The 15,172-nt window shown below is 58.5% G+C and carries 9 protein-coding genes; 2 read left to right on the top strand and 7 right to left on the bottom strand.

Translation table 11 applies throughout. The features are described 5' to 3' along the window. Window positions 1-124 precede the first annotated feature (124 nt). From ASC96_RS22040 to ASC96_RS22030, 3 genes are all read right to left on the bottom strand, one after another. Complete coding sequence (locus ASC96_RS22040; RefSeq protein ID WP_060505237.1) at window positions 125-3,079, bottom strand: SPOR domain-containing protein; 2,955 nt, start codon at window positions 3,077-3,079, stop codon at window positions 125-127. Window positions 3,080-3,141: 62 nt separating this feature from the next. Beyond that, window positions 3,142-4,902, bottom strand: a complete 1,761-nt coding sequence (gene argS / locus ASC96_RS22035) for an arginine--tRNA ligase (protein WP_060505626.1) — start codon at window positions 4,900-4,902, stop codon at window positions 3,142-3,144. 105 nt (window positions 4,903-5,007) lie between these two features. Next, the gene (locus tag ASC96_RS22030; RefSeq protein WP_060505236.1) at window positions 5,008-6,225 is read right to left on the bottom strand and encodes a deoxyguanosinetriphosphate triphosphohydrolase; all 1,218 of its coding nucleotides are present in this window, start codon (window positions 6,223-6,225) and stop codon (window positions 5,008-5,010) included. Window positions 6,226-6,436: 211 nt separating this feature from the next. Between ASC96_RS22030 and erpA the strand changes: the two genes are divergently transcribed. Continuing rightward, the gene (gene erpA, locus ASC96_RS22025) at window positions 6,437-6,769 is read left to right on the top strand and encodes an iron-sulfur cluster insertion protein ErpA (protein WP_060505235.1); all 333 of its coding nucleotides are present in this window, start codon (window positions 6,437-6,439) and stop codon (window positions 6,767-6,769) included. A gap of 8 nt (window positions 6,770-6,777) precedes the next feature. Here the strand turns inward: erpA and ASC96_RS22020 are convergent, their stop codons facing one another. After that, window positions 6,778-8,238, bottom strand: a complete 1,461-nt coding sequence (locus tag ASC96_RS22020; RefSeq protein WP_060505625.1) for a phospholipase D-like domain-containing protein — start codon at window positions 8,236-8,238, stop codon at window positions 6,778-6,780. A gap of 145 nt (window positions 8,239-8,383) precedes the next feature. Between ASC96_RS22020 and xth the strand changes: the two genes are divergently transcribed. Next, window positions 8,384-9,172: an exodeoxyribonuclease III gene (xth, locus tag ASC96_RS22015; RefSeq protein WP_060505234.1), complete on the top strand. Its 789-nt coding sequence runs from the start codon at window positions 8,384-8,386 to the stop codon at window positions 9,170-9,172. An 18-nt stretch (window positions 9,173-9,190) separates the two neighbouring features. Here the strand turns inward: xth and exoR are convergent, their stop codons facing one another. The 3 genes from exoR to ASC96_RS22000 all read right to left on the bottom strand — a co-directional run bounded on the left by exoR (window position 9,191) and on the right by ASC96_RS22000 (window position 15,151). Beyond that, entirely contained in the window at window positions 9,191-9,994 is an 804-nt protein-coding gene (gene exoR, locus ASC96_RS22010) for an exopolysaccharide production regulator ExoR (protein ID WP_060505233.1), read from the bottom strand. Between the two features lie 614 nt (window positions 9,995-10,608). Continuing rightward, on the bottom strand, window positions 10,609-11,835 hold the full coding sequence (locus ASC96_RS22005) for an OmpP1/FadL family transporter (RefSeq protein ID WP_060505232.1): 1,227 nt from the start codon (window positions 11,833-11,835) through the stop codon (window positions 10,609-10,611). 475 nt (window positions 11,836-12,310) lie between these two features. Continuing rightward, complete coding sequence (locus ASC96_RS22000; protein WP_060505231.1) at window positions 12,311-15,151, bottom strand: valine--tRNA ligase; 2,841 nt, start codon at window positions 15,149-15,151, stop codon at window positions 12,311-12,313. Window positions 15,152-15,172: the final 21 nt, after the last annotated feature.

Here is a 15,172-nt window from a genome sequence, read left to right as displayed (position 1 = left end):
CCTTGGCAAGACGAAAGCCGGTTTCTCGTCTTGTCTCAGCATTCGCAACGCTTGCGGCCAGCCTCGGACATGAAAAAGGCGCGACCAGTGGCCGCGCCTTTTGTGGGCTGGTCATTCGACCAGATTATCGTGTCACGAGGCAGCTGCCGCCAGCGCTCTTGTACTGTGCGCACATCGCGTTGGCGGCGTCGCGGGAGCCTGCCGGAATACGAACCCGGTAATAGGTGCCCTTGCCTGCGATTTCGGCCTTCTTGATATCGACACCCTTGCCGCCAATCACGCTGCCGAACTTGCCGGAGAGCGTCTTGTAGGACGTCTGGGCTTCGGCTTCGGACGGCAGCGAGGCGATCTGGATCACATAGGTACCAGGCGCAATCGAGGCTGTTTCGACCGGCTTTCCTTCGGCAGCAGGCTGCGTTGCAGCGATATCGTTCTTGAAGGTATCGACAACCTTCTGCTCTGCGGCCGGACGCGTCTGCGGTAGCGGGTTCGCATCGGCTACATCCGTCGTCTTGACGGGGCGGACCGGCGCGGTTTCATTAACCGTTACGTCTGCGGCCTCAGCAAGTGCGCTCTTCTGTCCCTGCTCGGCAAGCTGTTCGACAACAGGCTGCGACTTCGGCGTCGAAGCGGTCTCGATCGGCTTGGTCAAGGTTGTCGTCTTGACGACATTGACCTGCGGTTCGCCATTGTTGGCAGCAACATTTGTCTGCGGCTCGGCCACCGGCTCCTCGCGGGCTACCAACGTCCCGTCAGGCTTGACGATCATCGTGCGAACCTTGCGCGGCGATACAGCAGGCGACTGTTCTGCGTCAGCTGTGGCATTGTCCGCCGTCTGTCCATCCGGCAGAAGCCGGGCGCTGCCATCGTCGTCCACCGGCATCACGCCGGGAAGGTCATCATCAGTGCCTTCATTTGGCAGATTTTCCGGTGTCAACGTCCGCTGAACCACATCAATCGGTTCTTCGGTGGAGGAAACCAGGGTCCCCTGCTGAGGCGTCGTGTCCTGCGCACCGGCAACACGGTCATAAACGGCCTTGTCCTGGTTCGGAACGGTCTTGCCGCCCTTCTCCACCGGCACCATCTTCACCGGCGACTTGTCCGCCAGAATGATTTTCGGCTCGCCGCCGGACAGCGAGGAACCCGTACCGCCCATGAAGGCATAGACGCCAACGCCGCCAAAGATCGCCAGACCGGCAACGGTTGCGGCCAGCAGCGCCAGACGGCGGCGGCCCGAACCGCGGCGCTCGTCGTCATAATCGTTGTTGGCGGCATAACCGGAACCAACGGCCAAACGGTCGGAGGACGGATCATTGTCCTGCGGCTGGCTCAGCGACCGGCGGAAGTCCTCTTCCATCGCCTTCTCGAACTCGTCGAAATCCTCTTCGACGCGAACATTCGACGATTGAACAGGTGCTGCAGCTTGCGTCGCATTGGCACTGCGGTCGACACTCTGTGCGGTGCGGCCCGGAGCGGCAAAAAGCTGAGCCATTTCAGCATCGATATCAAGATCGTAATCCGGGTGATGAACAGCCGGGCGCTCCTGCTCGACAACAGGCAATTGGGGAACGTTAAGGTCGGCAATCGCCGTCAGGCTCTCTTCCGTTTCCGAAATCATCGCCGGATCAAAAGCCAAAGCGCTTTCCGGCTCCTCGCGAACTTCTTCCACAGCCTCCGGAATGTAGGCCGCAGGCGCTACCGGGGTGAAAGCGGCGACGACTGGTGCGGCTGCAACAGGTTCGGCGGCGGTAAAGGGGATCTCCTGTGCCGCCGGCTCAAAAGCCGGAGCATCGGCATCCAAATTGATATCGATATCGGAAAGATCCAGCTCGAACGTATCGAGATCGAAATCAGGCTCGGCGTTGACGGCCGGCTTCAGGGCTGCAGCGGCCTCGATCACCACCGGTTCGGCGGCGGCTTCTGCCGGTTGATAGGCAGCCTCAGCGACAGCGACGGCCACTGGTGCGGCCACCACGGCTGCCGCCAGCGGCGTTGCATAGGCTTTCTGGGACGACACGCCGCCGTTCGTGGCGACGGGCGTCGCACGGCTGAACGTCGGTGTAAACGGGTAGTTGACTTTGCGCGCAACCTCCACCGGAGACGCAACCTCCGCCTTGGGCGGCACGGGAAAACGCTCGATGTCGGCCAGAAGGGCATCAATGCCGTGGGTATCCGCAGGCGAAATAACGATATTGCCGGATGTCGGCGCCGGTGTATCCCGCCATTCCGGCAGCTCGGCCTGCATCAAAGCTTCAGGATCGGCAACAGGCTGCGCGGCTTCGGGTGGGGAATAGTCCACAGCTTCGAACGCAACCGGGCTCTCGAACACAGGCGCAGCAACAATTGGCTCGGCAACACTTGCGAAACCCGCTGCGGAAAAGTCCTGTTCCGGCTCGAAGTGAGGCGCCTGACGGATATCTGCCTGCTGCGCTTCGTCGTAGCTGATCGACAGCTCCAGCTCACGCTCCAGGTCCGCACCGTCAAAAGCCGGCTCGCTCCATTGCTCGACGGCCCAACCATTATCGATTTCGGGGGCAATGTCGGCTTCCGGGGCGACCGCCTCCGGTTCCTGTGACCAGGATTGCGCCACGGAATGCTCAGGCACCATCGCCTCGAAGGCAATGTCCTGCTCGAAAACCGGCTGCTCGACAGCAATCGGCTCGATGCTTTCGGCCGGCGCGACCACATCGACAACGGGCGCAGCGACCTCTACGGCCTGATATTCGACGGCAGGCTGCTCAGCGGGCTGCGAAAGAGCAGCATGATACTCTTCATCGAAAGGCGCGAAGGAAACAGGCTCTTCGATATTAACCGGCTCGGCAACATGAACAACTGGAGCAGCCTGTGGCGCATCGTAGACATCGAACTCGCGCAGGAGTTCGTCTTCGAGATCGAGAACCGGCTCAGGAAGCACAGATTCCCTATTTACCATCTCACGATGCCGCTCGAGTTCCTGCAGCTGTTGAACTGCAGGCCGATTGTCATAGCCGACGATGCGGGCGAGTTCTGCCAATGGATCATCGTCCGCCAAAACGTTGAAATCCGCAGCCCCGCTTCGTGCCAATTGTTTCTCTGCCATCCGCTCCACTCACAACTACTAGCCAGTCATTGCCAGTGCATTGTGGGTAAATGGTGACAATACTATCGCATCTCGTTTGGTGCAGCGGTACCTGTAATAGACAGGCCCGATTTCAACACCGAGGCGACAGCACGCACCAGCCCAAGTCTGGCAATGGTCAATTCTCCATTTTTATCGTTAACAAAACGTAATTCCGGAGACTCTTTACCTTTATTCCAGTGCGCGTGGAAGGCGCTGGCAAGATCATAGAGGTAAAATGCGATCCGATGAGGCTCCTGGGACAGTGCGGCTGCCTCGATAATACGCGGATATTCTGCCAGCTTGGCAACCAGTTGCAGCTCGTTCGAATCAGAGATGTTGCCTTTGATAGCGCCGGCGAGATCGGCGGCCGCGAAATCAACGTCCGGAAACGCCTCTGCCGCCTGACGGAAAACCGACATGCAGCGCGCGTGAGCATATTGCACGTAGAAGACCGGGTTATCCTTCGACTGTTCTGTGACCTTGGCAAAGTCGAAATCGAGCGGCTCTGAACTCTTGCGATAGATCATCATGAACCGCACCGAATCGCGGCCAACCTCTTCGACGACATCCCGCAGCGTGACGAAATCGCCCGACCGCTTCGACATTTTCACCGGCTCACCGTCGCGATAAAGCTTAACCAGCTGACAAAGCAACACGGTCAGCTTCGACGCGCCGCCGGACACCGCCCGCGCCACGGCTTCCAACCGCTTGACGTAGCCGCCGTGATCGGCACCGAGAACATAGATCATCTCGTTAAAGCCGCGATCGAACTTGTCCTTGAAATAGGCAACGTCGGCGGCGAAGTAAGTATAGGTCCCATCCGACTTGATCAGTGGCCGATCGATATCGTCGCCAACCTCGGTCGAGCGGAACAGCGTCTGCTCGCGATCTTCCCAGTCTTCCGGCAACTGCCCCTTCGGCGGCGGCAACGTGCCCTTGTAGACATGGCCCTTGAAGGTCAGATCGTTGATGGCGTTGCGAATGCGTGTTGCGCCGTCCGCATGCAGCGTGCGCTCGGAGAAGAACACGTCATGATGAACGTTGAGTGCTGCCAAATCCTCGCGGATCATCACCATCATTGCGGCGATGGTGCGCTCCTTGACGAGCGGCATCCATTTGTCTTCCGGCATGATCCGCAGGCTCGATCCGAACTCGGCAACCAGTGCCTCGCCGACCGGCACAAGATAATCGCCGGGATAGAGCCCTGCCGGGATTTCCCCGATCTTTTCGCCCAGAGCTTCGCGGTAGCGCAGGAAAGCCGAGCGGGCGAGCGTGTCGATCTGCGAGCCCGCGTCGTTGATGTAATATTCCTTGGTGACCTCATAGCCGGCGAACTCAAGCAAGTTGGCAAGCGTGTCGCCGACGACGGCGCCACGGCAATGGCCGACATGCATCGGGCCGGTGGGGTTGGCCGAGACATATTCGACATTGACCTTGCGGCCGGCCCCGACGGCACTCCTGCCATAGTCGGTGCCTTCGCCGATCATTGCGGTCAGCAGCTTCTGCCAGTACGCGATCGAAAGCTTGACGTTGATGAAGCCCGGGCCTGCGACGGAAACGTCAGCAACTTCCGGGTCTTCCTTGAGCTTGGCGACAATCTGGTCGGCCAGTGCACGCGGGTTGGTACCGAGCGGCTTGGCCAGTACCATCGCGGCGTTGGTCGCGACATCGCCATGGCTCGCATCACGCGGCGATTCCACGCTGATTCGGCTGAAATCAAGCTCTGATCGGTTTTCACGCACGATATCAAGCGCTTCCAGCACGTTTTTAATTCTTGATCCGAAGTCAGTGAAGAGATTCATGGCACCCATCCGCTCAGCTCCGCCCAAAGGCGCGAGACCGCGTTCCTATCGTTCACATCAACGGCAACCCGATATGCTCGATGCTGCCGCCAACCGGCGCGGTGACTACCGCAAATCAGGGGTATGGTCAAACAAACGCCTGTGCACGGAGATTGCATAGGTATCCGTCATCCCGGCCAGATAGTCGCCGACATGGCGCGCCTTGGCCGGTTCTGCCATGCCGGGGATCTGGTCAATCCAGTAGTGTTTCAGCATCTCGCGCGGATCGGCCATGAAGGCCTTGTAAAGATCGGTGACGATCAGGGCAGCATCCTTGCGCACCCGCATCACGTCCGGATGCCGGTAGATCCGCGTCATCAGCATCTTCTTGATCTGCTTGTCCGTCTCGGCCATGGCCTTTGAGAAGGTCGCAATCACCCTACCCGCGTTGCGCACATCAGGAGCACTCTGCGGCCGGATGTCTTTCAGATTATCCTGCGCAACGGTGATCACGTCCTCAACCATGGCGGTGATTTGCCGGCGCATGATTTCATGGGTGAAGCGGCTGGCTTCCAGCCCCGGGTAGCGATCGCCGACCTCACGCATCAACCCGGCGAGGAACGGTATTTCCTCCAGCATCTCGAACTTGAGATAGCCGGAGCGCAACCCGTCATCAATATCATGCGTGTTATAGGCGATATCGTCGGCAATCGCCGCCACCTGCGCTTCGAGGCTTGCAAAACTTGCCAGTTCCAGATCGTGCAGCGCGCAATAGTCGCGAATGGGCTGAGGCACCGGACCGCGCGTGCCCTCGCCGTTGGCAGCCACAAGTGGCCCATTGTGCTTGACCAGCCCTTCGAGGCTCTCCCATGTCAGATTGAGACCATCGAACTCGGCATAGCGGCGCTCGAGTTTGGTGACGATCCGCAGCGACTGGGCATTGTGATCGAAACCACCATAGGGCGCGAGCATCTCGTGCAACGCGTCTTCGCCGGTATGACCGAACGGCGTGTGTCCAAAATCGTGGACGAGCGCCACGCCCTCGGCCAGATCCTCGTCCAGTTTCAACGCCCGCGCCAGCGCCCGGGCGATCTGGGCAACTTCGATCGTGTGGGTCAGCCGGGTGCGATAATGATCGCCATCGGCGGCAATGAAGACCTGGGTCTTGTGCTTCAGACGGCGGAAGGCCGTGGTGTGAACGATGCGGTCGCGGTCGCGCTGGAAATCGGAACGCGTCGGGCTGCCTGTTTCGGGATAAAGCCTCCCGCGGCTGGCCCACGGATCCGAGGCGAAAATCGCGCGTTCACCGGCACCAAAACCAAGCGCATGTCTGTCCAATGTCATTTCCCGTTCAGCATCCCATTGACGCGGTATTAAAGCCTTCATACCTATAGTGGGCGCTGCAGGAAAGCACCGAGTGGACATCGCTTTTGGCGATGAACGAAATCAAGGGCTTGCCGCGCGAATTGATCCTTCCCGTCCGTCGGCACGACTTGGGCAACGGGTGACGTAAACAGCGAATCTCTCCGGTTCTTGACCCCGGCAGGAGGTAGATATGACAATAGAAACCGTAACTCTCTCGGACTCGGCGGCAAAACGCATTGCCGTGATCCTGAAATCGGATGCCGAGAAAAAGGCCATGCGCGTTTCCGTAGAAGGCGGCGGATGTTCGGGCTTTTCCTATAAGTTCGATCTGGTCGGCGATGCCGATGACGACGATCTCGTTCTGGAAAAAGGCGAGGCCAAAGTTCTGATCGACAGCCTGTCACTGGTTTATATGAGCGGGTCCGAAATCGATTTCGTCGATAATCTGCTCGGCCAGTCGTTTCAGATCAAGAATCCGAATGCCGTCGCAAGCTGCGGATGTGGCACAAGTTTCTCGGTCTGACAGCGGCCCTAAAGATAGGGCGATCCCAACCAGAATATCTTGTTGAGCAAGCGCGTCGTAAACGGCGTGGCGCGCAGATCAGCCAGTGTCACGGGCTGGGCGGTGCTCAACACGCCCTGTAGTCTGTGGCCTACGGCGCTGGCAAAGCCGGCGTCCAGCACCTCCAGATCGATCTCGAAATTGAGCCGCAGAGAGCGCGGATCGAGATTGGAAGAGCCGGCATAGGCCCAGCGATCGTCGACCGTCATCAGCTTGGAGTGATTGAACGCACCTGTGGCGCGCCAGATGCGGCACCCGCCCTTCAGTGTCTGGTCGAACTGCGCCGTCATCGCCCGATCCACCAGCACCAGGTTGTTGACGGCAGGCACGATGATATCGACCTCAACCCCACGCATCGCTGCCGTCACCAATGCGCTGATCAGCTCCCGGTCAGGCAGAAAATAGGGTGACATGATGCGGATGTTGCGTCTGGCGACGGAAAAGGCCCCCATCATCATCTTGTGGTTGGATTCGTTGGCGCGGTCCGGCCCGGAGGGCACGGCCCGCATCAGCATGGTGGGCTTCTGCTGAGAGGGCGCAACAGAGATTTTCCATGCCGGCCCATCCAGCGCCTCGCGGCTCGAGAACCGCCAGTCTTCGGATGCTACCTGAAAAAGATCGGCAACGACGGGACCAGTGACGCGAAAATGCGTGTCACGTGCCTGTCCTTCGCCGGCAAACTCGCCCGTAAAACCAGAGCGGATGTTCATGCCGCCGGTGAAGGCGACGGAGCCATCAACAATGAGAATCTTCCGGTGAGTGCGCAGGTTGGCATAGGGCAGCCGCAGCCCCATGATGATGTTGCCATTGAAAACCTTGGCGGTAACGCCGCCTTGCTGCAGGTAACCAACGATGCTTGGCACCGAATAGCGCGCTCCAACGGCATCGATGAGCACCCGTACAGCAACGCCGCGCCTGGCAGCGGCGATCAAGGCGTCGGCGAACCGCAACCCGATTGGATCGCGATCGAAAATATAGGTTTCGAGAAGCACAGAGCGCGTTGCACCGCCGATCTGCTCCAGCATCATCGCATAGGCAGCATCGCCGCCCTCCAGCATCGTGATGCCGTTTCCGCCACACATGCGATGCCGGCTGACACGATCCCCCAGCAACTTCATTGCACCGAATCGCTGCCCGAACCGCTCTGCGATGACCGTGCTGGAAACATCGAACTTGCCCATGGCATCCGGTCCGCGCTCGCGGAACAGTGATCGCTGCTGCCCGATCGACGAGCGGCGGATGCGATTGATGCCGGCAATCCCGTAGATCAGCGCTCCGACGATGGGCGACAACAGGATCACGCCAACCCAACCAAGGGCCGAGCGAACCTCGTCCTTGGTCATCGTCGCGTGAATGGCGGCAGGAACGCCAAGGATGATGGAAAGCGTCGCCAGAATATGCGGCCAGTAGGTTATCAGCAGATCGATCATGCGCAGAACTATAACGGGCCGGAACCAGGAAGCAATTCGGCCGCCATCCACACGTCTTTTACCCTCACCGGGTTTGTGAAAAACACGCGCAGCGGCTAAAAGCAGAACAGGCCTCTGCGCCGCCAGCCAAAAGGACGTCCATCGCATGAAAATCGTTACCTGGAACATCAATGGCGTTCGGGCCCGCATCGACGTTCTCGTGGCCTGGCTGAAAGAATCGCAGCCCGACATCGTCTGCCTTCAGGAAATCAAGACAATGGATGAGGGCTTTCCCCGCGCCGAGATCGAAGCGCTGGGCTACCATGTCGAGACGCATGGCCAAAAAGGCTTCAACGGCGTCGCCATCCTGTCGAAGCTGAAGCCGGACGAAATCAATCGCGGCCTGCCTGGCGATGCGGCCGATGAGCAGTCACGGTTCATCGAGGGTGTGTTTTCGGTCAAGGACGGGGCAATCCGTGTCTGCTCGCTCTATCTGCCCAACGGCAATCCGGTCGAAACAGAGAAATATCCTTACAAGCTATCCTGGATGGAGCGCCTGGCTGCCTTTGCGCAGAGCCGCCTTGCTCTGGAGGAGCCTTTGATTCTTGCCGGCGATTATAATGTCATTGCCGAGCCGCATGATTGCTGGGACGTTAAAGTCTGGCAGAACGACGCGCTATATCAGCCGCGCACCCGTCAGGCCTTCCGCCGGCTCGAAAACCTGGGCTTTGCCGACGCCGTCCGTTCAACGACGGATGCGGCGCCACTCTACACATTCTGGGATTATCAGGCCGGTTGCTGGCCGAAGAACTTTGGCATCCGCATTGATCACCTGATGCTGTCGCCGGAGGCGGCCGACCGGCTGATCTCGACGGATATCGAGAAGCACGTGCGCGCCTGGGAGAAGCCGTCCGATCACGTGCCGGTGGCAGCGCAGTTCAATTTTGCTGCTTGAATGAAGGAGCCCTACGGCTCAATCGCTATCGCTGTCGAGATGAATGCTATGCGCCATCGCGACGGCCTTGCGGCGGTCATCTTCTCCGGCGATCGAGAAGGCCTGCTCCTGCAGGGATTGCAGCCAGGGTCTTTCCTTCGGAGTACACTGGTCAAGCGCTGCGGTCATATAGGCCAGCCCACGCGCCGTTTGGCCTTCCTGGAAGATCACATTGCCAAATACGCCCATGGCACCGGCGTGACCGTTCTTGCGGGCACGGTTGAGCCATTTCTTCGCCTGCTGGACATTAACGCTGCCGCCGTCACCGGAAAGAAGCATTTTGGCAAGCTGAAACTGCGCCTCGGGAACACCGAAGGTGGAGGCGGCTTGAAAATAAAGTTGGCGAGCTTGACCGAGGTCGCTTTTGACAGGGCTGTCGGGAATGCCGCGGCGGTAGTACCCAGCCAATGAAATCAGTGCATTGACGAAATATCCAGTATCCTCGGAGCCGGGCTCAACCCCCTTCTCGGCGATCTCGTTATAGATCTTGAAGGCTTCCAGATCGTTTTCAGCAACGCCATCGCCATAGGCATACATGTTGGCGAGCGCCCAGCGCGAGCCCGTATGGCCCTTTTCGGCGGCGTATCGGTAGGCTTCAACCGCCTCGTCCTTGCGGCCATTCTTATAGGCGGAAAATCCAAACTTGAAGAGGGCGAAAGGGCCCGATTCCTTGGTGATGCCGGCATTCGGATCGAACGCATAAGCCATGCGATTCTCAGCGGTCAGCGTGAGCGCTACACTCAAAACAAGAAACGTCAACGACCGGTAACCGCGTATCAGCATGATAGTCTATTTCTTCCGTTCAAACCCAAGAGCCGGTTCACAAAAGGTCCCGATAAGCCTCTGTCGAAAGCGCCGCTCAAACCGGCATTTTTCAAACAGTAATCAGCGTTTCCGGCAAGAGTGCGGCCTGCCCCGGCCGCCTCATCCACCACACGCCCCTGCGACCATTCAAGCAGCTTGCGAAAGCTGCAGCAAAGCCACGTAACATCAGGGGAGGCATGGATTTTTTCGAAAATGCTATGACTCATCTTACCTCAAACGCCGCATGCTCAAAACTTACCGGCACGTTTGTCAAATCCATCGGTGCTCCCAGTTTGTGGCGGGAAATAGACACAATCGGCAGCCAGCAGGCCGTTGCAGACTATAGAAAGAATGTGTTGCTGAATCGTCACAAAGTGTGATGCCGGAAACATAGAAATTTCAACGAGCGCCATTGAATTTTTTGATCACGAAACTACGGCAAGCGGCCTGAGCCCGCCATTGGTCGCGTAGCAATACTCAACGCCTGCTGCAGGAGCCGCAAAATCAGAGCCACCCTTCCCTGACGGCCACAAACGCATGCAAAAAAAGCCCGATGCGAGCACCGGGCTTTTTTCTTGCACTGTCCTGGATGATCAGAACTTGACCTTCAGCGACGTGGAAATGGCGGTGACGATGTCGTTGCCGAAATCGTACGTCACTTCCTCACCAACCGAACTGCCACTTGTCAGAACGCCGACGGCGCCAGCGAGCCGCAGTTCAACATTTTCGGTCGGCGCATACGACACACCTGTTCCGAGCGTCCAGGTGTCGGTCTGGTTGCCGTAACCATGGCTCGTGCCGCGATCCCAGGTCAGGCTGGCCGCGCCGCTCCATTGATCGTTGAATTTATGGCCGACGCCACCCGTCACGGTCCAGCCGTCGCGGTAGAGAAGGGTGAGGCTCGACGGTAGATTGCGTGGATCGAGCGTGCTGTTCGGCGTGATTTGAATGACCTGCAGTTGACTCCAGTCTGTCCACTTGACCGATCCAAAGACAAGCCAGCCGGGCGCGATACCGGATTGAACCTTCAGCTCAAGGGAATCAGGCATGGACGCAAAGCTGGAGACATCGTACCGGGTGCCCGGAACAAAACCACCTGCGCCGTTGGGGAGGAGAACCTTGGTCAGGTCGATCGTTCCCCCTAGATTGTCGAGATCCACGGCACTGTTGTAGACGAGACTCGCACGAAACGCATATTCCGGAATTTCGTATGCAGCGCCAGCGCGCCACCCCCAACCGCTGCCATCCAGATCGAGACGGCCAACGCCGTCAAAACCCCCACCGAAGACTGGGGTCACAAGACGTTCCTTGAAGCCGCCGACTTCCTGGTAGAAGCCGCCACCGATGATCCGGAACTGACCTTTCCCCATATCCCACTTGTAGGAGCAGGTGGCAGCGTAGTTGTCGCTTTCAATCTTCGTTTCGATATTGTCATTGGCACCCATCCAGCTCGCGCCCGGCTTGGTATGCGCACCCCATGGCTGCGAATAATCGGCCATGCAATCGACGCTATCGCCAAAGCCGGCTTTGACGCCGATACGCGGCACCCAATAACCTTCAGTTTCGCCGATTCCATTGGTTTGGCCGGCTCCGCGGCCGTTCGAACCGATACCGTTTGCCGGATTAACATCTACCACATTGTCGAGTTCGCGCTGCGGATTGACGTAAGTTGCTGCAGCTTCTGCCGCATAGGTCGATGGATCAAACAGCAGATCGATGTTGTAGCCGCCCCGCTCCAGACCGCCGGCGCTAGCGGCCGTGCTGGTCAACAACACAGCAAGCGCCGCGGTGATCGTCGCCTTGATTTTGGTGTGAACCATCCGTTTTCTCCCCCTGAATACAGATCATTGGCCGACGTAACCGCCAACCTGTTGGAAAGAACTATCGACCGGGAACGGCGGATGGCAAATACCTAGATTTAGCAACGGGTCACGTCAGCGCACCAAAAATTTACGTAAGAAAACCGAATTTCGTATTAGAACGAGAAAAATGGGTAAATAATTTCACCAAAAAATCCAATTTCTGTAAAAATAGGAATAATATTCCATAAATATTGATAGCTGTAACCTCGACACAACAATGCCATTTTTTGGAAGATGTGCCGCGATGACAGTGAAATAAGTTGGCGTCAAAAGGTAGAGCTGCCGCATTTTTCCGTGTGAACGGCCATCGCGCCCAAAAAGAGAATCAAACAATATAAAAAAGGCGGCCAGAACCGCCTTTTTTTGTCATTTTTATACAAATTATGGCTGCAGAGGCATCCCGAATGGCATGCCTCTCGCAGTTGTATCGACATCAACCGGCGTCGGCGACCCTGGCCAATGCGACCGCGAGAGATGCCTTCTGGCCATCCAGTTCGGCCAGGCGTTCACGCTCCGCATCGACCACATCGGGACGGGCATTGGCAACGAACTTCTCGTTCGACAGTTTGCCGAGGATACGCTCGCGCTCCTGCTCGACCTTGCCGATCGCCTTTTCCAGCCGCAGCTTTTCAGCCGAAAGATCGATCAGGCTGCCAAGCGGCAGGCAGACCGTTGCCTCGCCAACCACGATCTGCGCGCTCCCCTTCGGCGCAGCCGCAGCCAAGTCGATCGCATCGACACGCGCCAGCCGGCGGATAGCGGCGGCATGACGCTCCAGACGTTCCTTAGTCAGCATGCTGGCTTCAACGACGACCAGAGGCGCGATTGCAGCTGGCGGGACGTTCATTTCCGAACGGACCGAACGGATGCCCGATACCAGATCGATCAGCCAGTTGATCTCACCGGCGGCGGCATCATCCGCGTAGGAGGCGGCCGGCCACTCGGCGTGGCAGAGCAGGCTGTCGCGTGTGGTACCCTCGCCCGCTGTCTGCGCCCAGAGCTCTTCCGTCATAAACGGCATGAAGGGATGCAGGAGCTTATAGGTCTCGTCGAGAATGTAGGCAACGCAAGCCCGCGATTCAGCTTTTGCAGCCTCGTCCTCGCCACCGAAGACAGGCTTCAGCAGTTCCAGATACCAGTCGCAGACCTGATTCCAGACAAACCGGTACAGGCTGCCGGCGGCCTCGTTGAAACGGTAGTTCTCGATCGCCTCGGTAACGTCGCGAATCGTGCGCGACAGTTCGGTAAGGATCCAGCGGTTGATCGTCAGCGAAGAGGTTTCAGGCACGAACTTCGGATCGTTGGCAACGCCGTTCATCCCGGCAAAGCGCGTCGCGTTCCAAAGCTTGGTACCGAAATTGCGATAGCCTGCGATGCGGGCCGGATCGAGCTTCACGTCACGTCCCTGCGCCGCCATGATCGCCAGCGTGAACCGCAACGAATCGGCGCCGTATTCGTCGATCAGGTCGAGCGGATCGATGACGTTGCCTTTGGACTTCGACATCTTGGCGCCGTTCTTGTCGCGCACCAGGGCGTGAACATAGACCGTATGGAACGGCTCGACAGGCGTACCGTCGCCATCCTTCATGAAGTGCAGGCCCATCATCATCATCCGGGCAACCCAGAAGAAGATGATGTCAAAGCCAGTCACCAGGACATCTGTCTGATAGTACTTGTCCAATTCCGGCGTCTTGTCTGGCCAGCCAAGCGTCGAAAACGGCCAGAGAGCCGACGAAAACCACGTGTCGAGCACGTCTTCGTCACGAACGAGAATTTCACCTGGCCGGAAATTCTCCAGCAGATCCTCGACATAGGCCTTCATCGGGCCTTCATGCGACAGATAGTGCTGGATCGCGGCGTGCAGCGCCTCCTCTTCCGTCTTCTCAACAAAGACCTGGCCATCCGGTCCATACCAAGCCGGAATCTGGTGACCCCACCACAATTGCCGGGAAACGCACCAGGGCTGGATGTTTTCCATCCATTCGAAATAGGTCTTTTCCCAGTTCTTCGGAACGAAGTTGGTCCGGCCCTCGCGAACGGACGCCATCGCCGGCTTGGCGAGCGTCTTGGCGTCGACATACCACTGTTCCGTCAATCGCGGTTCGATCGGAACACCGCCGCGGTCACCATGCGGAACGGTGTGCTTGTGGGGTTCGATCTTGTCGAGCAGACCACGCTCCTCGAACATCGTCACGATCGCCTTGCGCGCAGCAAACCGCTCGACGCCATCAAGCGCCGAGACCAGGGCTTCCAGTTCATCGGACGCCGGCAGGCCTTCCAGGAATTCCTCGTTTCCAGCAAGCGTGATGTGGCCATCAATCGTCAGGATGTTGACCTGACGCAGATGGCGGCGCTTGCCGACCTCAAAGTCGTTGAAGTCATGGGCAGGCGTCATCTTGACGGCGCCGGTACCAGCCGTCGGGTCTGGATACTCGTCGGCGACGATCGGGATGAGGCGGCCAACCAGCGGCAACACGACATGCTTGCCGACGATGGCCTTGTAGCGTTCGTCATCCGGATGAACAGCAATGCCGGTGTCGCCCAGCATGGTTTCCGGCCGCGTGGTGGCGACGACCAGATAGTCGCGCGTCTCCCATTCCGTCGCATTGCCGTCAGCGTCAAAAGCGATCGGATGCTGGTAGGTAACCCCCTCTTCCAGCGGATAGCGCAAATGCCAGAGGCTGCCTGTCATCTCAATCTGCTCGACCTCCAGATCAGAGATCGCAGTCAGGAGCTTCGGGTCCCAGTTGACCAGACGCTTGTCCTTGTAGATCAGGCCCTCTTTGTAGAGCGAAACGAAGACTTCGAGTACAGCCTTCGACAGGCCCTCATCCATGGTGAAGCGCTCACGGGACCAGTCGCAGGAGGCGCCGAGACGTTTCAGCTGATTGAAGATCAGCCCGCCGGATTCAGCTTTCCATTCCCAGACCTTGTCGATGAAGGCGTCGCGGCCCATTTCGCGGCGATGCTGCTGGCGCTCCATCAACTTGCGCTCGACAACCATCTGCGTGGCGATGCCGGCATGGTCCATGCCCGGCTGCCAGAGCACATCCTTGCCGCGCATGCGCTCGAAGCGGATCATGATGTCCTGCAACGTATTGTTCAGTGCATGGCCCATATGGAGCGAACCCGTCACGTTCGGTGGCGGGATGACCACGCAGAAGCTGTCGGCGCCCGATTTTGCCCCTGCACCTGCACGGAAGGCGTCCTCGTCATCCCAAATCTTGGCGATACGCGGTTCGACAGCGGCGGAATCATAGGTTTTTTCAAGCATTTTGGAGCCAAACTTGCTGAT

This window comes from Rhizobium sp. Root1204 (genome assembly GCF_001424965.1).
Lineage (GTDB): Bacteria > Pseudomonadota > Alphaproteobacteria > Rhizobiales > Rhizobiaceae > Pararhizobium.
Note: the sequence above shows the minus strand (reverse complement) of the source record. Positions and strands in the feature narration are given on the sequence as shown.